This window comes from Streptomyces sp. F001, from assembly GCF_004187715.1.
In the GTDB taxonomy this organism is placed as follows: Bacteria; Actinomycetota; Actinomycetes; order Streptomycetales; family Streptomycetaceae; genus Streptomyces; species Streptomyces flavusporus.
Genome location: NZ_QZWF01000001.1, coordinates 817098 through 834612 on the forward strand (window position 1 = coordinate 817098; position 17515 = coordinate 834612).

Below are 17515 nucleotides of genomic sequence, written 5' to 3' on the forward strand. Positions count from 1 at the left end.
TCCATCAGACGGACGGGACCCGGCAGGACGACGATCAGGAGGGGCCGTTCTCCGGACGCTGCTGCGGGGCGTAGGCGCCGAGGTAGTCGGCGCCGCTGGGCTGCTGCGGAGCCGTCTGCTGAGGCGCGTACTGCCCCAGATAGTCCGCTCCGCGCCCCTGCCCGTCCTGTGCCGCCAGCACCGGCTGTGCCATGCGCAGCGCGCGGCGTGCGGCGATCTTGTTCCTCAGCTTGAGGATCCAGGTCGCCAGGACGGCAACAATGATCAGTACGAGCACGGTGTTCTGCACCCAGTCGGGCAGGAACCACAGCAGGCTCTCGAAGATCTGGCTCTTGGCAGACGCCAGCGACACGCCTGTGGACATCGAACGCTTTCCCCTCCCCGGCCCGCCCCCTGCGGAACCGGGGGGATCCTATCGAGCGTCGAGCGCGTGTTCGCCCGCTTTTCGCATGGCCTCCAGCGCCGGTACGCGCCCCGTCATCTGCTCGACCTGGAGCACCGCCTGGTGCACCAGCAGGTCGAGACCGCTGACGACGGCTCCGCCGAACATGGACCAGCGGGCCGCGAGTTCGGTGGGCCACGGCTCGTAGAGCACGTCGAAGAGGGTGGCGGGCCGCTCGGGCACAGCGGCGGCCAGGGCGTCCGTCGCACCGGTCGGCGTCGTCGCGATCACCAGCGGAGCGCGCAGCGCCTTGGCCGCGTCCGCCCAGTCCGCCGTCCGCACCTCGACGTCGAGCCGCTCGCCCCACTGCCGCATCTCGGCGGCGCGGGCGGCGCTGCGGACGTACACCACGACCTCGCCGGTGCAGATCCGGGCGAGCGCGGCCAGCGCGGAGGAGGCGGTGGCGCCCGCGCCGAGGATCGCCGCCGAGTCGACCTGCTCGATGCCGTGCTCGCGCAACGCGGCGATCATGCCGGGGATGTCGGTGTTGTCGCCGACGCGGCGGCCGTCCTCGGTGAAGACGACCGTGTTGACCGCCTCGACCGAGGCCGCGGTGGCGCTGATCTCGTCGAGCAGCGGGATCACGGCCCGCTTCAGCGGCATGGTCAGCGACAGCCCGGCCCACTCGGGACCGAGCGTGCCCAAGAAGCCCGGCAACGCCGCCTCGTCGATCTCGAAGCGGTCGTACCTCCACCCCTCCAAGCCCAGTTGCGCGTACGCGGCACGGTGCAGCACCGGGGAGAGGGAGTGGGCGATCGGAGAGCCGAGCACGGCGGCCCTTCGAGGTGCCGGCATCAGTCGTTCCTCGACGCGTTGAACTTGTCGACCAGCCTCTGGTGTTCCTCGATCGTCTTGGCGAACTCGGTCTTGTTCATGCCGTCCGTGGCGACGAAGTACATCCAGCCGTCGTCCGTCGGGTTCAGCGCGGCCTTCAGTGCCTCGTCGCCCGGGTTGCCGATCGGACCGGGTGGCAGGCCCTTGTTGGTGTAGGTGTTGTACGGGTCCGGGTTGCTGTTGATCTCCGACTCGGAGATGTCGATCTTGCTCTGGCCCTTGAGGTAGTTGAAGGTCGAGTCGAACTGGAGCAGTTGGTTCGTCTCGGTGTTGGTCGACTCGAGGCGGTTGTAGACGACCTCGGCCATCTTGCGGAAGTCGTCCGTCGTCTTGCCCTCGGCCTGGACGAGGCTGGCGACCGTGATGACCTGCAGCGGATTCTCCAGGTCGAGCGCCTTGGCCTTCGCGTCGAGCTCGTACTGGCCGTACTGCTCGTTGGCCCGCGTGACCATCTCCTTCAGCACCGCCTCCGGCTTCATGCCCTTGGCCGCGGCATAGGTGCCCGGGTAGAGGAAGCCCTCCAACGGGTCCTTGATGTCACCGTTGTTGTTCGCCCAGCTCGGCAGACCGAGGCTCTTGTACTTCTTCCCGGCGACGTCCTTGGTGGTGCCCGACTCCAGACCGAGCTTCTCGTCGATCCTTTCGTAGACCCACACATTGCGCTGGCCCGGGGGGACCACCACGTTGTTCTGGCTCTTCGGGTCGAGCATCATCTCGACGGCGCTCGCCGCGGACATCTGCTTGTTCAGCAGATAGGCGCCCGCCTGGATCGACTCCCCGTCAGGGTTCTGCGACTGTGCGGCGACGAACGCGTCCACGCTCTTGATGACGCCCGCCTCCTTGAGCCGGCGGCCGATCTCGGCTCCGCTGGCGCCCTTGGGGACTTCGACGGTCACCTGCTCGTCGGTGCCGTCCCCCGCGTAGTCCGGGGCGGCGCCGAAACGATCCTGGTAGTACTGGTAGCCGAAGTAGGAGACACCGGCCAGGCCGCCGCCGAAGACCAGGACGACCACCAGGCAGGCGCATCCGCTGCGGCTCTTCTTGCTCTTGCCGCCCCGTCCCCGCCGGTCGCGGCCACCCCGGTCCCCCGGCTCGTCGCCGTCGTCATCGTCCCCGCCCGCGAAGAAGGCGTGCTCGCCCTGGTCGGGGCCGGGATCCCAGTCGGTCCTCGGCTCCGGTTCGGCGCGCCGCCGGGCGGGCGGCTCCGGCGGCGGGTACGCGTCCGGGGTGCCGTAGAAGTCCGGTTGCTGTGCGCCGTAGGGGGCCGCCTGCTGGGCGTACGGGTCGGCCGGGTCCGGGGTGTAGGGGACCTGCTGGTGCGTGCCGGTGGCCCAGCCGCCGGTGTCGTACTGCTGGTGCGGGTCGTACGACTGCTGCCCCTGGCCGGGGTACTGATGCTGCCCCTGGCCGGGGTACTGATGCTGCCCCTGGCCGGGGTACTGATGCTGCTCCTGGCCGGGGTACTGATGCTGCGCCTGACCGGGGTACTGATGCTGCTCCTGGCCGGGGTACTGATGCTGCGCCTGACCGGGGTACTGATGCTGCTCCTGACCGTATGCGGCCTGCCGGCCGTCGCCCCAGTCGCCGTACTGCTGCTGCGGCTGCTCTGGATGGTGCTGCGGCTGGCCGTCGTAGGGGGACTGCTGACCCTGGTGGGCCTGCTGTCCTCCCCATCCGTCGTCCCCGTACAACGGGTCCTCCGGATGCCACGGTTCGGAGCCTTGGCCCCGGCCATACTCAGTCATCGATCCCCTAGAGCCGCGAGGCGGCGGTCGCGTGGCTTCCGGCTCGGCTCCCGTCCCGCCTCTTGCTGTGCGGAGGCTGTTCGAACACCACCGCATCGCGCGGAACGTTACCGTATCGCGATCAGATGACCACTTCGACGCCCTCGCCCGGGGCTTTACCTGACACCCGTTCGGATTCCAACGCCTGCTGCAGGATGATGACAGCGGCCGCCTGGTCGATGACCGAGCGGCCCTTCTTGGACTTCACGCCCGAGGCGCGCAGTCCCTGGCTCGCCGTCACCGTCGTCATCCGCTCGTCGACCAGCCGGACCGGGACCGGTGCGATGCCCTGCGCGAGTTCCTGGGCGAAGCCGCGGACCTTGGCCGCGGCCGGGCCCTCGCCCCCCTTGAGGGAGCGCGGCAGCCCGACGACGACCTCGATCGGCTCGTACTCCTCGACGAGCTGCTTCAACCGGCGGTGCGCTGCGGGGATGTCCCGTCCCGGGACCGTCTCCACCGGGGTGGCGAGGATCCCGTCGGGGTCGCACGAGGCGACCCCGATGCGGGCGTCCCCGACGTCGATCGCGAGTCGACGTCCTCTGCGCATCACTTGGCCGTTTCCGCCACGAGCCGCTCGACGGCGTCGACGGCCTCGCCGATCGCGGCCGGGTTCTGTCCGCCGCCCTGGGCGACGTCCGGCTTGCCGCCGCCGCCACCGCCGAGGGTCTTGGCGGCCGTACGGACCAGGTCGCCGGCCTTCAGGCCGCGCTCGCGGGCGGCCTCGTTGGTGGCGATCACGGTCAGCGGCTTGCCGTTGACCGTGGTGAACAGGGCGACCACGGCGGCCCGGCCGCCCTGGATGCGGCCTCGTACGTCGAGGACCAGCTTGCGCAGGTCGTCGGCGGTGGTGTCGTCCGGGACCTGGCCGGTGACCAGGGCGACGCCGCGCACGTCCTTGGCGGACTCGGCGAGGCCGGCGGCGGCCTGGAGCACCTTCTCGGCGCGGAACTTTTCGATCTCCTTCTCGGCGTCCTTCAGCTTGCCGAGCATGGCGGAGACCTTCTCCGGCAGGTCCTCCGGGCGACCCTTGAGCAGCTCGGTGAGCTGGTTGACGACCGTGTGCTCGCGGGCGAGGAAGGTGTAGGCGTCCACGCCGACCAGGGCCTCGATCCGGCGGACACCGGAGCCGATGGACGACTCGCCGAGCAGCTTCACCAGGCCCAGCTGGGCGGTGTTGTGCACATGCGTGCCGCCGCACAGCTCCTTGGAGAAGTCGCCGATGGTCACGACGCGCACGCGCTCGCCGTACTTCTCGCCGAACTCGGCGATGGCTCCCTGCTTACGGGCCTCGTCGATGCCCATGATGTCGGCGCGCACGTCGAGGTCGCGGGCGAGCACCTCGTTGATCTTCTGCTCGACGTCGGTCATCACGGCCGTCGGTACGGCGGACGGCGAGCCGAAGTCGAAGCGGAAGCGGCCGGGCTGGTTCTCGGAGCCGGCCTGGGCGGCTGTCGGGCCGAGGGCGTCGCGCAGAGCCTGGTGAGTGAGGTGCGTGGCCGAGTGGGCGCGGGCGATGGCCTTGCGGCGGCGGGAGTCGATCGAGGCGTGAGCCTTGGCACCGACGGTCACCTCGCCGACCTGGACGACGCCCTTGTGGACGTACACACCCGGGACCGGCTTCTGGCAGTCGCGGACCTCGATCACGGCGCCGGTGTCGACCTTGATCCGGCCGGTGTCGCCGATCTGGCCGCCGCCCTCGGCGTAGAAGGGGGTGCGATCGAGGACGATCTCGACCTCGTCGCCCTCGGTGGCGGCAGGGGAGGAGACGCCGTCGACGAGGATGCCGACGATGGTGGACTCGCCCTCGGTGTCGGTGTAGCCGATGAACTCGGTCTCGCCGGCGCTGTCGGCGATCTCGCGGTAGGCGCCGACGTCGGCGTGGCCGGTCTTCTTGGCCTGGGCGTCGGCCTTGGCCTTCTCCCGCTGCTCCTTCATCAGGCGGCGGAAGCCGTCCTCGTCCACGGTCAGGCCCTGCTCGGCGGCCATCTCCAGGGTGAGGTCGATCGGGAAGCCCCACGTGTCGTGAAGCAGGAAGGCCTTGTCGCCGGGCAGGACGGTGGAGCCGGCGGCCTTGGTGTCGGTGATGGCCGTGTCGAGGATGTTGGTGCCGGCCTTCAGCGTCTTGAGGAAGGCGTTCTCCTCGGCGAGGGCCACCTTCTCGATGCGCTCGCGGTCGGTGATGAGCTCGGGGTACTGCTGGCCCATCATGCCGATGACGACGTCGATCAGGTCTTTGACGACCGGGCCGGTGGCACCGAGCAGGCGCATGTTGCGGATGGCGCGGCGCATGATGCGGCGCAGGACGTAGCCGCGGCCCTCGTTGCCGGGCGTGACACCGTCGCCGATGAGCATCACGGACGTGCGCATGTGGTCGGTGACCACGCGCAGGGAGACGTCCGAGTCGTGGGCGTCACCGTAGCGCACGCCGGTCAGCTCGGTGGCCTTGTTGATGACGGCCATCGAGGTGTCGATCTCGTACATGTTCTGCACGCCCTGCAGAATCATGGCGAGCCGCTCCATGCCGAGGCCGGTGTCGATGTTCTTGCTCGGCAGCTCGCCGAGGATCTCGAAGTCCTCCTTGCCGGTGCCCTCGCCACGCTCGTACTGCATGAAGACGAGGTTCCAGATCTCCACGTACCGCTCGTCGTTGACGGCGGGACCGCCCTCGACGCCGAACTCGGGGCCGCGGTCGTAGTTGATCTCGGAGCACGGGCCGCAGGGGCCGGGGACGCCCATGGACCAGTAGTTGTCCTTCTTGCCGAGGCGCTGGATGCGCTCGGCGGGCACGCCGACGACGTCGCGCCAGATGCGCTCGGCCTCGTCGTCCTCGAGGTAGACGGTGATCCACAGACGCTCGGGGTCGAGTCCGTAACCGCCCTTGTCCTGGGGCGTGGTGAGCAGCTCCCAGGCGTACTTGATGGCGCCTTCCTTGAAGTAGTCGCCGAAGGAGAAGTTGCCGCACATCTGGAAGAACGTGCCGTGCCGCGTGGTCTTGCCGACCTCTTCGATGTCGGGTGTGCGCACGCACTTCTGCACGCTCGTGGCACGGGCGTAGGGAGGCTTGACCTCGCCCAGGAAGTAGGGCTTGAAGGGCACCATGCCGGCCGGGACGAGGAGCAGAGTCGGGTCGTCCGCGATGAGCGACGCCGAAGGGACGACGGTGTGCCCGCGCTCCTCGAAGAAGCTCAGCCAGCGGCGGCGGATCTCAGCCGACTCCATCAGTGGTCCTCATTCCGGTTGTACGAGTACGTCGTGCTGTCGATGACGTACGTCTTCGGCTTGTTGCGGTTCTCGATGGCGGCATACCGCCGCGGCGTGGGGAGTTCGGGGTCCTCGTGGATGCCGAGCGCCTCCCCCAGCTCGGCCTCCCGCTGGGCCATGTTGTCGCGGACGTCGAGGGCGAAGCCCACCGCGCGGTCCTTGAGCCGGTGGCCCGCGTCGATCGCCTTGTTCGCGGCCGTGGCGGCGAGGCTCTCGGGGGTCAGCTGCTTCAGCTTGCGGTTGACCTTGGTGGTGGCCCACACGCCGGCGGCGACACCCGTGGTGAACCAGAACGTACGGCGGAACATCGCTAGGTCTCAGTCCTTCTTCCGCTTCGCCCGCCGCGCGGCCGGGACGGTCCGGCCCACGATCACGGTACGCCTGGACGTCCTGGCGGGCACGTCCTCCTTGCGGCCGCCGAGGGCCCGGCGTACGCCGTAGCCGAAGGCGGCGACCTTGACCAGGGGCCCGCCGAACGTGGAGGCGACGGTCGTCGAGAGCGCGGACGCGTTCGACGTGACCTCCTGGACGTCCGAGGCGATCGCGTCGACCCGCTCGATCTGGGTCTGTGCGGAGCGCACCGCCGCGGAGGCGTCGGCCAGCAGCGGGACGGCCTGGTCGGTCACGTCCGCCACGAGCTTGGTGGTCGCCCTGAGCGTCTGGGCCAGCCTCGCGAGTGCCACCGCGAGGAAGGAGACCAGGATCGCCCAGAAGACGGCCACCAGGATCCCGGCCACCTCTCCACCGGACACTGCGCACCCGCTCCCTGAAACGTGCCTGAACATCGAAAAAGTCGTGCACCGAGCCTATCGCGCCGAGGCTGGGACTCCGTACCGGATTACGACCCGGCGGCGCGCGGGCGCCGCGCATGCGGAAGCCCGCCGCCCCGCCCGCCCGGAAGGGCGGGGAGACGACGGGCTGAGGTACTGCGGGCCGGCTGGGATCAGCGGGCGTAGTACTCGACGACGAGCTGCTCGTCGCAGATCACCGGGATCTCCTTGCGGTTCGGCTCGCGGTCCAGGCGGAACGCCAGGGCCTTGAGGTTCACCTGGAGGTAGCGCGGGGTCTCGCCGTCGGGGGCGAAGCCACCCTCACGGGCGATGGAGAAGAGGGTCTTCTCGCGGCTGCGCTCGCGGACCATCACGACGTCGTCGGGACGGACGCGGAACGACGGCTTGTCGACCTTCTGGCCGTTGACCTCGATGTGGCCGTGAACGACCATCTGACGGGCCTGGTAGATCGTGCGGGCGATGCCCGAACGCAGGACCAGCGCGTCGAGACGACGCTCGAGCTCGATGATCAGGGCCTCACCGGTCTTGCCCTGAACCTTGGAGGCACGCTCGTAGGCGCGGACGAGCTGGCGCTCGGACACGTCGTACTGCGCACGCAGACGCTGCTTCTCCAGCAGACGGACCTTGTAGTCCGAGTTCTGCTTGCGGCCACGGCCGTGCTCACCCGGCGGGTAGGGACGGGCCTCGAAGTACTTGACGGCCTTCGGGGTCAGCGCGATACCGAGGGCACGCGACTTCTTGACCTTGGGGCGGGACTGGTTCGCCATGAACCAAACACCTCGTGTTTCTTATGCGAATACGGCTTCACCAGGGTTAGGGGAGGTCGCATCCGCAGCCGGGGAAACCCGCCTGGTCCGCTGACGGACCTGCCGGGCAGCCGTTCCCCTGGTCTGGGCACATACGTGCAGCACGCGAGTGGCCCACCGACCGCTCCCGGAACTTCGGGTGGTGGTGGGCTGCCCGCGACACCGTTCGCCGGTGCGCGACGCTCCTGGAGATCCCTGCCCGGGGGCCGGGTTCTCCGGCTGGATGTCCCGTTCTGGTGGTGCCGGCTCCTCTTTCGAGGTGCTGAGCACGGGACGCAGCGCTTCGAGCAAGTCTACAGGCTGCTCAGGGCCGCCTGCGACCGAGGTGTTTCCTGGTCCACTCCACGGCGTCCGCGTAGCGTGCCTCGGCGCCGTGCCGGGTCGGTGTGTAGTACTCCCGGTCCTTCAGGGCGTCCGGGGCGTACTGCTGGCCGGCGATGCCCTCGGGCAGGTCGTGCGGATACACGTACCCCTGGGCGTGGCCCAGCCCGGCGGCGCCCTTGTAGTGCCCGTCGCGCAGGTGCGGCGGGACGGGGCCGGCCAGTCCCTTGCGTACGTCGTCCAGGGCGGCGCCGATCGCGGTCGTCGCGGCGTTGGACTTGGGGGCCAGGGCGAGGGCGATGGTGGCGTGGCTGAGGGTGAGGGCGGCCTCGGGGAAGCCGATCATGGCGACGGCCTGGGCGGCGGCGACCGCGATCGGCAGAGCGTTCGGATCGGCGAGGCCGATGTCCTCGCTGGCGGAGATCATCAGGCGGCGGGCGATGAAGCGGGGGTCCTCGCCGGCCTCGATCATGCGGGCCAGGTAGTGCAGGGCCGCGTCGACGTCGGAGCCGCGGATCGACTTGATCAGGGCGCTGGCCACGTCGTAGTGCTGGTCGCCGTCGCGGTCGTACTTCACGGCGGCGCGGTCGACGGTCTCCTCCAGCGTCCGGAGCCCGATGTCCGTCTCGCCCTTGTCGAGCGCGGCCCCGGCGGCGGCCTCCAGGGCGGTCAGGGCGCGGCGGGCGTCGCCGCCGGCGATCCGCAGCAGGTGGGCCTCGGTGTCCTCGGGGAGCGTGACGGCGCCGTCGAGACCGCGGTCGTCGGTGAGGGCGCGGCGGATCAGACCGCGCACGTCGTCGTCCGTGAGGGGCTCGAGGGTCAGCAGCAGGGAGCGGGAGAGGAGAGGCGAGATCACCGAGAAGTACGGGTTCTCCGTGGTGGCGGCGATCAGCGTGACCCAGCGGTTCTCGACGGCCGGGAGGAGGGAGTCCTGCTGGGCCTTGCTGAAGCGGTGGATCTCGTCGAGGAAGAGGACGGTCTCCTTGCCGAAGCCGCCGGTGGCGCGGCGGGCGCCGTCGATGACCGCGCGGACCTCCTTGACCCCGGCGGTGATCGCGGACAGCTCCACGAAGCGCTTGTTGGTGGCCTTGGAGACGACGTAGGCGAGAGTCGTCTTGCCGGTGCCGGGCGGGCCCCACAGGATCACCGAGGACGGACCCGCCGGTCCCCCGGCGCCCTCGCCGACCAGTCGACGCAGGGGCGAGCCGGGCTTCAGCAGGTGCTGCTGGCCCACGACCTCGTCGAGGGTGCGCGGGCGCATCCGCACCGCCAGGGGACTTGCGGTCGGGTCCTTCTCCTGGCGTTCTTCTGCGGCGGCGGTGAACAGGTCGGGTTCCACGCTGAAACCCTAATTCACCCCACTGACAACGCCCTCGGGGCCCGGGCTCAGGCCCAGAGCTGGCTGCCCCAGCGGGTGAGGATCAGCATGACGATGACGCCGACGTGCGTGACCGGCAGCACCCAGGTGAACTCGGCGAAGAATCGCTTGAGGCCGGCGGGGGCCGGCAGGAAGTCGTTCCGGACGTTGAACGACGTCACGTACCAGAACATGACGATCGTGGCGACCCAGGCCAGCGAGCACCACAGGCACAGCGCATTGATCCGGTACAGCGACTGGAACATCAGCCAGGTGCAGAAGGCGACGCCGAAGAGCGTGCCGGCGTTGAAGGTGAGCCAGTACCAGCGCGGGAAGCGGGCCCGGGCGAGCAGGCTCATGCCGACGCAGATCACGATGCCGTAGGTGACGAGGCCGAGCATCGGGTTGGGGAACCCGAAGACGGAGGCCTGGTCGCTCTCCATGACGCTGCCGCAGGAGACGATGGGGTTGAGGCTGCAGCTCGGCGTGAACGTCTCGCCCTCGGCCTTGGCTTCGAGGATCTTGAACTTGTCGAGCGTGATGACCCACGCGGCCAGCAGCCCCGCAGCTCCCGTGATCACCAGCAGCAGGGCGAAGGCCCGGCCACCACCGACCGTCCGCGGCTCGGCGGCTGCACTCTGCGGTTCGGGCTCGGTGGAGACGTCCCTGACTGTCGTCTTGCTCATCACGCCGATTCCGTCACTCGAGGGGATCTGCTTCCAGCATGGGCCATTGTGCCGCACGCGCCCGTGTGTCCACCGTTTGCTGCGCATAAGGACGTCGGCCTGCCGTTCGGTTCCGGACATGCGCGAGGGCGCCGGATGCCTGGGAAGACAGCCGACGCCCTCAGGAACGGCAATCAGCCGAGCCGTGCCTCCAGTTCCGCCACGATCTCGTTGACGCCCACCGGCGTCTGCTCGCCGGACTGCATGTCCTTGAGCTGGACGACGCCCTCGGCGAGGTCGCGTTCACCGGCGACGATCGTGTAGCGGGCACCGCTGCGGTTGGCGTTCTTCATGGCGCCCTTGAGGCCCTTGGCGCCGTAGGAGAAGTCGGCGGCGATGCCGACCTTGCGCAGCTCGGTGACCTTGGCGAACAGCACCCGGCGGGCCTCCTCGCCGAGCGGCACCGCAAACACGCTGGTACTGGCGGGGAGTTCGAGTTCGACGCCCTCGGCCTCCAGGGCGAGCACCGTGCGGTCGACGCCGAGCGCCCAGCCGACGGACGGCAGGGCGGGGCCGCCGATCATCTCCGACAGGCCGTCGTAGCGGCCGCCGCCGCCCACCGCGGACTGGGAGCCGAGGCCGTCGTGGACGAATTCGAAGGTCGTGCGGGTGTAGTAGTCCAGGCCGCGCACCAACTTCGGGTCGTCCTCGAAGGCGACGCCCGCGGCGCCGAGCAGCTCGCGCACCTCCTCGTGGTAGGCCTTGCAGGCGTCGCAGAGGTAGTCACGCAGCAGCGGGGCATCCCCGAGCTGCTTCTGGACCGACTCGCGCTTGTCGTCCAGGACGCGGAGCGGGTTGATCTCGGCGCGGCGGCGCGTGTCCTCGTCGATGTCCAGGCCGCGCAGGAAGTCCTGCAGCGCGGCCCGGTACACCGGGCGGCACTCCTTGTCGCCCAGGCTGTTGAGCAGGATCCGGAAGTTGCTCAGTCCCAGCGAGCGGTACGCCTGGTCGGCCAGGATGATCAGCTCGGCGTCCAGCGCCGGGTCCTCGGCACCGATCGCCTCGGCGCCGACCTGCGAGAAGTGCCTGTAACGGCCCTTCTGGGGGCGCTCGTAGCGGTAGTAGGAGCCCGAGTACCAGAGCTTGACCGGGAGGTTGCCCACCTTGTGCAGGTTGGCCTCCAGGGCCGCGCGCAGGACCGAGGCCGTGCCCTCGGGGCGCAGGGCGAGCTTGTCGCCGCCCTTGGTCTCGAAGGCGTACATCTCCTTGGTCACGATGTCGGTGGACTCGCCCACGCCGCGTGCGAACAGCTCGACGCTCTCGAAGCCGGGTGTCTCGATGTACCCGTAGCCGGAGTTGCGCAGCGGCGCGGCGATCGCCTCGCGGACGGCCAGGTACTTGGCGCTGTCCGGCGGGATCAGGTCGTACGTGCCCTTGGGGGCCTTGAAGGTGCTCACGGAAGGTCTCGTCACATTCCTCGTCGGGGAGCTTCCTGGGCTCCCAGGCCGGCGGCCACCTGCCGCAGATACGGGTTGGTGGCGCGCTCCTGGCCGATGGTCGTCTGGGGGCCGTGGCCGGACAGCACCACGGTCGAGTCGTCGAGCGGCAGGCACACGCGGGCCAGCGAGTCGAGCATCTCGGCCATGTCACCGCCGGGCAGGTCGGTGCGTCCGATGGAGCCGGCGAAGAGCAGATCCCCGGAGAAGAAGACCGACGGGATGTCGGCGGTCTCGGGCATCCGGAAGGTCACCGACCCCTTGGTATGGCCCGGCGCGTGTGCGACGGAGAGCTCCAGCCCGGCCAGTTCCAGCCGGACGCCGTCGGCGAGCTCCTTGACGTCGTCGGGCTCCCCCACGGTCAGCTCGCCCATCAGCGGCATCCCGATGGACCGGCCGAGGGCCTTCTCGGGGTCGCTCATCATGTAGCGGTCCTCGGGGTGGATCCAGGCCGGTACGTCGTGCGCGCCGCAGACCGGGACGACCGAGGCCACGTGGTCGAGGTGGCCGTGGGTGAGGACGACGGCGACGGGCTTGAGCCGATGCTTCCTGATCGCTTCCTCGACACCTTCGGCGGCCTGGTGGCCGGGGTCGATGATCACGCACTCCTCACCGGCGGCGGGGGCGACGAGATAACAGTTCGTCCCCCAGGCCCCGGCGGGGAACCCGGCAATGAGCACGATCGTCCTTCGTTTGGGTCGGTACGGGCGGACTTGGCGGCGGCTGCGCCTGACGTCAGAGCCTACCGGCGCTGCCGATTCCTCAGCGAACCCATATACGGTACGGGGCACACGCAGGCGGTCGGCTCACAGCACGCGCACGTACCGGTCGACGTTCGAGACGCATGAGGAGTAAACCCGGTGGTCAGCCAGGAACAGCGGCGGCGTCAGCTCGCCCGGGAGAAGTTCTTGCGGCAGCAGCAGCGGCGCACCGACGCCCGGCGCAAGGCGCGTATGCGCAACGCCGCGATCGCGTCGGCGCTCGGCGTGGTCCTGATCGGCAGCCTCGCGCTGTATACGACCGACGCCCTCAAGGAGGACGAGAAGACCAACGCGGGCTCTGAGGTCACCGAGAGCTCCTCGCCGGCCAGCCCGCTGCCGGACCCGTGCGAGAAGCCTGCCGCGGGCAAGGTCAAGTCGGAGACCTGGAAGAAGGAGCCGGCGATGACCATCGACAAGTCGGCCGGGTACACGATGAAGCTCGCGACGACGTGCGGTGACATAGACATCGACCTGAAGACCTCGGCGGCCCCGCACACCGTCAACTCGTTCAACTTCCTCGCCGGCAAGGGCTACTTCGACCACACGAAGTGCCACCGCCTGACCACCAACGGCATCTACGTGCTCCAGTGCGGCGACCCGACGGGCAGCGGCAGCGGCGGTCCCGGCTACACGATTCCGGACGAGAATCTGAAGGACAAGAGCCTCAAGGGCAACGTGTACCCGGCGGGCACGGTGGCGATGGCGAACACGGGGCAGGCGGACTCCGGCGGCAGCCAGTTCTTCCTCGTGTACCAGGACAGTCAGCTGCCCCCCAGCTACACACCGTTCGGTACCGTTTCCAAGTCGGGCATGACCGTGCTGAAGAAGATCGCCGCCGCAGGTGAGAGCACGGGCGCCGGTGACGGGGCGCCGAACGCAACGGTCGTGATCAACAAGACAACCGTCACGAAATCCTGACCGCCAACTGCGGAATTTCGGTCGCGCGGGATGCGGACAGGCAACCCGCCGGTCGCCTATGTTGGCCGTGACGAAACTGTGGACGATGCCCGGGGGCTCGAGGCCCTGCGCAGGCATCATGTGGAGGAGGCGCTGTGAGCAGCGACCCGTGGGGCCGCGTCGACGAGACGGGGACCGTGTACGTGCGTACGGCCGACGGCGAGAAGGTCGTCGGTTCCTGGCAGGCAGGCTCCCCTGAGGAAGCGCTGGCCTACTTCGAGCGCAAGTACGAGGGCCTGGTTGTCGAGATCGGCCTCCTCGAGAAGCGAGTGCAGACGACCGACCTGTCGGCGAAGGACGCCAAGGCCGCGATCGACCATCTGCGCGAGCAGGTCGACGCGCACCACGCGGTCGGTGATCTGGATGCGCTGCGGGCCCGGCTGGACAAGCTGGTCCAGACCGTCGAGGCTCGGCGCGAGCAGCGCAAGGCGCAGCGGGCGCGGCAGGCGGACGAGGCGCGGCACGCCAAGGAGTCTCTGGTCGCCGAGGCCGAGGAACTGGCGCAGTCGGACCAGTGGCGGGCGGCCGGCGAGCGGCTGCGGGCTCTGGTGGACACCTGGAAGGGGCTGCCACGGCTGGACCGCAAGTCGGACGACGAGCTGTGGCACCGCTTCTCGCACGCCCGGTCGGCGTTCTCCAAGCGCCGCAAGGCGCACTTCGCGCAGCTGGACGCGCAGCGCGAGGAGGCCCGCAGGGCCAAGGAGCGGCTGGTCGCCGAGGCCGAGGCCCTTTCGGGGTCGACCGACTGGGGTCCGACGGCCGCGCGCTACCGCGAACTGATGTCCGAGTGGAAGGCGGCGGGCCGCGCCCAGCGCGAGCACGAGGACGACCTGTGGAACCGCTTCCGCGGCGCCCAGGACGTCTTCTTCGCCGCCCGCAGCTCGGTCTTCGCCGAGCGTGACGCGGAGCAGGCGGAGAACCTCAAGCTCAAGGAGGAGCTGGCCGGTGAGGCCGAGAAGATCCTCCCGGTCACGGATCTGAAGGCGGCGCGGGCCGCGTTCCGCTCGATCAACGAGCGCTGGGAGGCCATCGGCCATGTGCCGCGGGATGCCCGGCCGAAGGTCGAGGGCCGGATGCACTCCGTCGAGCGGGCCATCCAGGAGGCCGAGGAAGCCGAGTGGCGCCGCACCAACCCGGAGGCACGCGCGCGTGCCGAGGGTCTGACGGGCCAGCTCCAGGCCGCGGTGGACAAGCTGAAGACGCAGATCGAGCAGGCGCGCGCCCAGGGCAACAACGCCAGGGCCGACAAGCTCGAGCGGGAGCTGGAGGGCCGCCAGGCCCTGCTGGACCAGGCGCTGAAGGGCCTCCAGGAGTTCGGCGGCTGACCGACGCCCGGCAGGCACGACAGGGGCTCCCGTACGCGGTACGGGAGCCCCTGTCGTTTGTCTCGTGCGGCCCTACGACCTGCTGCGCGCCGACGTCACCCGGTACACGTCGTAGACGCCCTCCACTCCCCGGACCGCCTTCAGGACATGGCCGAGATGTTTCGGGTCGCCCATCTCGAAGGTGAAGCGGGAGGTGGCGACGCGGTCGCGGGAGGTCTGGACGGCCGCGGAGAGGATGTTGACGTGCTGGTCGGACAGGACCCGGGTGACGTCCGACAGGAGCCGGGAGCGGTCCAGGGCCTCGACCTGGATGGCGACCAGGAAGACCGACGACTGAGTGGGCGCCCACTCGACGTCGAGGATGCGCTCGGGTTCGCGGGACAGTGACTCCACGTTCACACAGTCGCTGCGGTGAACCGATACACCACTACCGCGCGTGACGAAGCCGATGATGGGGTCGCCGGGGACGGGCGTACAACAGCGGGCCAGCTTGACCCACACGTCGTCGACGCCCTTGACGACGACGCCCGGATCGGCGCTGGTGCGGCGTTTGCGGCCGCGTCCGCGCGCGGGCGGCACGCTCTCGTCGATCTCCTCGGTGGCGGCCTCCTCGCCGCCGAACGCCTGGACGAGCTTCTGGACGACGTTCTGCGCGGAGACATGGCCCTCACCGATCGCCGCGTACAGCGCGGAGATGTCGGGGTAGCGCATCTCGTGGGCGAGCGTGACGAGGGAGTCGCCGGTGAGGATCCGCTGGATCGGCAGGTTCTGCTTGCGCATCGCACGGACGATGGCGTCCTTGCCCTGCTCGATCGCCTCGTCGCGGCGCTCCTTGGAGAACCACGCCCGGATCTTGTTGCGGGCACGCGGGGACTTCACGAAGCCGAGCCAGTCCCGGGAGGGGCCCGCACCGGCCGCCTTGGAGGTGAAGACCTCCACCAGGTCGCCGTTGTCCAGGGTGGACTCCAGCGGGACGAGCCGCCCGTTGACCCGCGCCCCTATGGTGCGGTGGCCGACCTCCGTGTGGACCGCGTACGCGAAGTCGACCGGAGTCGCGCCGGCCGGGAGCGCTATGACGTCGCCCTTCGGAGTGAAGACGAAGACCTCGTTGCGGGAGAGGTCGAAGCGCAGCGACTCGAGGAACTCGCTGGGGTCCTCGGTCTCCTTCTGCCAGTCGAGGAGCTGCCGCAGCCACGCCATGTCGTTGATGGCGTCCTTGTCCTTGCCCGACGCCTTGGGCACGTCGGTGCGCACCTTGGAGGCACCGGCCACGGCCTCCTGCTTGTACTTCCAGTGCGCGGCGATGCCGTACTCGGCGCGGCGGTGCATGTCGAACGTGCGGATCTGGAGTTCGACCGGCTTGCCGTTGGGGCCGATGACCGTCGTGTGCAGCGACTGGTACATGTTGAACTTGGGCATCGCGATGTAGTCCTTGAACCGGCCGGGGACCGGGTTCCATCGCGCGTGCACCGTGCCGAGGGCCGCGTAGCAGTCGCGGACGGTGTCCACGAGGACGCGGATGCCCACCAGGTCGTAGATCTCCGCGAAGTCGCGTCCGCGGACGATCATCTTCTGGTAGACGCTGTAGTAGTGCTTCGGGCGGCCGGTGACGGTCGCCTTGATGCGGGCGGCGCGCAGGTCCTGCTGGACCTCGTCGGTCACTATCGCGAGGTACTCGTCGCGCTTGGGCGCCCGCTCGGCCACCAGACGCACGATCTCGTCGTACATCTTGGGGTAGAGGATCGCGAAGGCGAGGTCCTCCAGCTCCCACTTGATGGTGTTCATGCCCAGGCGGTGGGCGAGCGGCGCGTAGATCTCGAGCGTCTCGCGCGCCTTCTTCTCCTGCTTCTCGCGCTTGAGGTAGCGCATGGTGCGCATGTTGTGCAGGCGGTCGGCGAGCTTGATGACCAGAACGCGCGGGTCCTTGGCCATGGCGACGACCATCTTGCGCACGGTCTCGGCCTGCGCGGCCTCACCGAACTTGACCTTGTCCAGCTTGGTGACGCCGTCGACGAGCAGGGCGACCACGTCGCCGAAGTCGCGGCGCAGATCGTCCAGGCCGTACTCGGTGTCCTCGACCGTGTCGTGCAGCAGGCCGGCCATCAGGGTGGCCGGATCCATGCCCAGCTCGGCGAGGATGGTGGTGACGGCGAGGGGGTGCGTGATGTACGGGTCGCCGCTCTTGCGCTTCTGGCCGCGGTGCCAGCGTTCGGCGACCTGGTAGGCCTTCTCGATCTGCCGGAGCGTCGACGTCTCGATCTTGGGGTCGTTGCTGCGCACTATCCGCAGCAGCGGCTCCAGCACCGGGTTGTACGGGTTGGCGCGCTGGACGCCGAGGCGGGCGAGGCGGGCGCGGACGCGGTTGGAGGAGCCGGAGCGCGGGGTCTGCGGCGTCGCGGCGGGGCGGATCGGGGGCGTGGGCGCGGGGCGCTCGGCAGGGGCAGGCTTGGGGCGCGAGGACTCTGCCGCCTTGGCGACGGGCGCGGACTGGGCGTGCTCCACCGACCCGCGGGTGTCGTTCTTCGTGTGCGGCGCGGGTTTGGCCGCGGGCTCCGAGGCGCGCTCGGGCTTGGCGGCGGTCAGGTGCTGGGCCTCGTCTGGCAAGAGGGCTCCTCGTGCGCGATCCGGGTCCCCCGGTCAGGCTCCGGAGACCCCATGGTAGCGATCCTGAGCTCCAGGATCGCCCTCAGACCGATCTGAGGACCATGTACCCCG

15 protein-coding genes are annotated in these 17515 nt (G+C 69.5%); 2 read left to right on the forward strand and 13 right to left on the reverse strand.

Annotated features, from left to right (window positions below; translation table 11 throughout):
- Positions 1 to 34: 34 nt before the first annotated feature.
- The 12 genes from StrepF001_RS03745 to StrepF001_RS03800 form a co-directional block, all read right to left on the reverse strand.
- A complete protein-coding gene (locus StrepF001_RS03745; protein ID WP_129796824.1) occupies positions 35 to 364 on the reverse strand; it encodes a hypothetical protein in 330 nt (109 codons plus the stop codon).
- A 48-nt stretch (positions 365 to 412) separates the two neighbouring features.
- Entirely contained in the window at positions 413 to 1237 is an 825-nt protein-coding gene (locus tag StrepF001_RS03750; protein WP_129796825.1) for a shikimate dehydrogenase, read from the reverse strand.
- A complete protein-coding gene (gene mltG / locus StrepF001_RS03755; RefSeq protein WP_129796826.1) occupies positions 1237 to 3021 on the reverse strand; it encodes an endolytic transglycosylase MltG in 1785 nt (594 codons plus the stop codon). Before mltG ends, StrepF001_RS03750 begins: the two co-directional genes overlap by 1 nt.
- A gap of 121 nt (positions 3022 to 3142) precedes the next feature.
- A complete protein-coding gene (gene ruvX / locus StrepF001_RS03760) occupies positions 3143 to 3607 on the reverse strand; it encodes a Holliday junction resolvase RuvX (protein WP_129796827.1) in 465 nt (154 codons plus the stop codon).
- Positions 3607 to 6279: an alanine--tRNA ligase gene (gene alaS, locus StrepF001_RS03765; RefSeq protein WP_129796828.1), complete on the reverse strand. Its 2673-nt coding sequence runs from the start codon at positions 6277 to 6279 to the stop codon at positions 3607 to 3609. The genes ruvX and alaS overlap by 1 nt, the downstream gene beginning before the upstream one ends.
- Positions 6279 to 6629, reverse strand: coding sequence for a hypothetical protein (locus StrepF001_RS03770; protein ID WP_129796829.1), 351 nt, complete (start codon positions 6627 to 6629; stop codon positions 6279 to 6281). The genes alaS and StrepF001_RS03770 overlap by 1 nt, the downstream gene beginning before the upstream one ends.
- Before the next feature lie 9 nt (positions 6630 to 6638).
- Positions 6639 to 7073, reverse strand: a complete 435-nt coding sequence (locus tag StrepF001_RS03775) for a DUF948 domain-containing protein (RefSeq protein WP_165396151.1) — start codon at positions 7071 to 7073, stop codon at positions 6639 to 6641.
- A 191-nt stretch (positions 7074 to 7264) separates the two neighbouring features.
- Positions 7265 to 7879 (reverse strand): 30S ribosomal protein S4, encoded by a 615-nt coding sequence (gene rpsD, locus StrepF001_RS03780; protein WP_129796831.1) that lies wholly within the window; start codon positions 7877 to 7879, stop codon positions 7265 to 7267.
- 343 nt (positions 7880 to 8222) lie between these two features.
- On the reverse strand, positions 8223 to 9578 hold the full coding sequence (locus StrepF001_RS03785) for a replication-associated recombination protein A (RefSeq protein WP_129796832.1): 1356 nt from the start codon (positions 9576 to 9578) through the stop codon (positions 8223 to 8225).
- A gap of 47 nt (positions 9579 to 9625) precedes the next feature.
- Complete coding sequence (locus StrepF001_RS03790; protein ID WP_165396152.1) at positions 9626 to 10282, reverse strand: vitamin K epoxide reductase family protein; 657 nt, start codon at positions 10280 to 10282, stop codon at positions 9626 to 9628.
- A gap of 173 nt (positions 10283 to 10455) precedes the next feature.
- A complete protein-coding gene (gene hisS / locus StrepF001_RS03795) occupies positions 10456 to 11718 on the reverse strand; it encodes a histidine--tRNA ligase (RefSeq protein ID WP_129796834.1) in 1263 nt (420 codons plus the stop codon).
- An 11-nt stretch (positions 11719 to 11729) separates the two neighbouring features.
- Positions 11730 to 12437 (reverse strand): MBL fold metallo-hydrolase, encoded by a 708-nt coding sequence (locus tag StrepF001_RS03800; protein ID WP_129796835.1) that lies wholly within the window; start codon positions 12435 to 12437, stop codon positions 11730 to 11732.
- 180 nt (positions 12438 to 12617) lie between these two features.
- Between StrepF001_RS03800 and StrepF001_RS03805 the strand changes: the two genes are divergently transcribed.
- Together StrepF001_RS03805 and StrepF001_RS03810 are read left to right on the forward strand one after the other, a co-directional pair.
- Positions 12618 to 13436 (forward strand): peptidylprolyl isomerase, encoded by an 819-nt coding sequence (locus tag StrepF001_RS03805; protein WP_129796836.1) that lies wholly within the window; start codon positions 12618 to 12620, stop codon positions 13434 to 13436.
- Positions 13437 to 13570: 134 nt separating this feature from the next.
- On the forward strand, positions 13571 to 14800 hold the full coding sequence (locus tag StrepF001_RS03810) for a DUF349 domain-containing protein (RefSeq protein ID WP_129796837.1): 1230 nt from the start codon (positions 13571 to 13573) through the stop codon (positions 14798 to 14800).
- Between the two features lie 72 nt (positions 14801 to 14872).
- Here StrepF001_RS03810 and StrepF001_RS03815 read toward each other — a convergent pair whose 3' ends face one another.
- Positions 14873 to 17404: a bifunctional (p)ppGpp synthetase/guanosine-3',5'-bis(diphosphate) 3'-pyrophosphohydrolase gene (locus StrepF001_RS03815; protein WP_129796838.1), complete on the reverse strand. Its 2532-nt coding sequence runs from the start codon at positions 17402 to 17404 to the stop codon at positions 14873 to 14875.
- Between the last annotated feature and the right edge of the window lie 111 nt (positions 17405 to 17515).

Coding starts and splice junctions, on each gene's coding strand:
- rpsD (WP_129796831.1), bottom strand. CDS start 7,879: ATGGCGAACCAGTCCCGCCCCAAGGTCAAGAAGTCGCGTGCCCTCGGT.
- StrepF001_RS03745 (WP_129796824.1), bottom strand. CDS start 364: ATGTCCACAGGCGTGTCGCTGGCGTCTGCCAAGAGCCAGATCTTCGAG.
- StrepF001_RS03750 (WP_129796825.1), bottom strand. CDS start 1,237: ATGCCGGCACCTCGAAGGGCCGCCGTGCTCGGCTCTCCGATCGCCCAC.
- ruvX (WP_129796827.1), bottom strand. CDS start 3,607: ATGCGCAGAGGACGTCGACTCGCGATCGACGTCGGGGACGCCCGCATC.
- alaS (WP_129796828.1), bottom strand. CDS start 6,279: ATGGAGTCGGCTGAGATCCGCCGCCGCTGGCTGAGCTTCTTCGAGGAG.
- mltG (WP_129796826.1), bottom strand. CDS start 3,021: ATGACTGAGTATGGCCGGGGCCAAGGCTCCGAACCGTGGCATCCGGAG.
- StrepF001_RS03770 (WP_129796829.1), bottom strand. CDS start 6,629: ATGTTCCGCCGTACGTTCTGGTTCACCACGGGTGTCGCCGCCGGCGTG.
- StrepF001_RS03790 (WP_165396152.1), bottom strand. CDS start 10,282: ATGAGCAAGACGACAGTCAGGGACGTCTCCACCGAGCCCGAACCGCAG.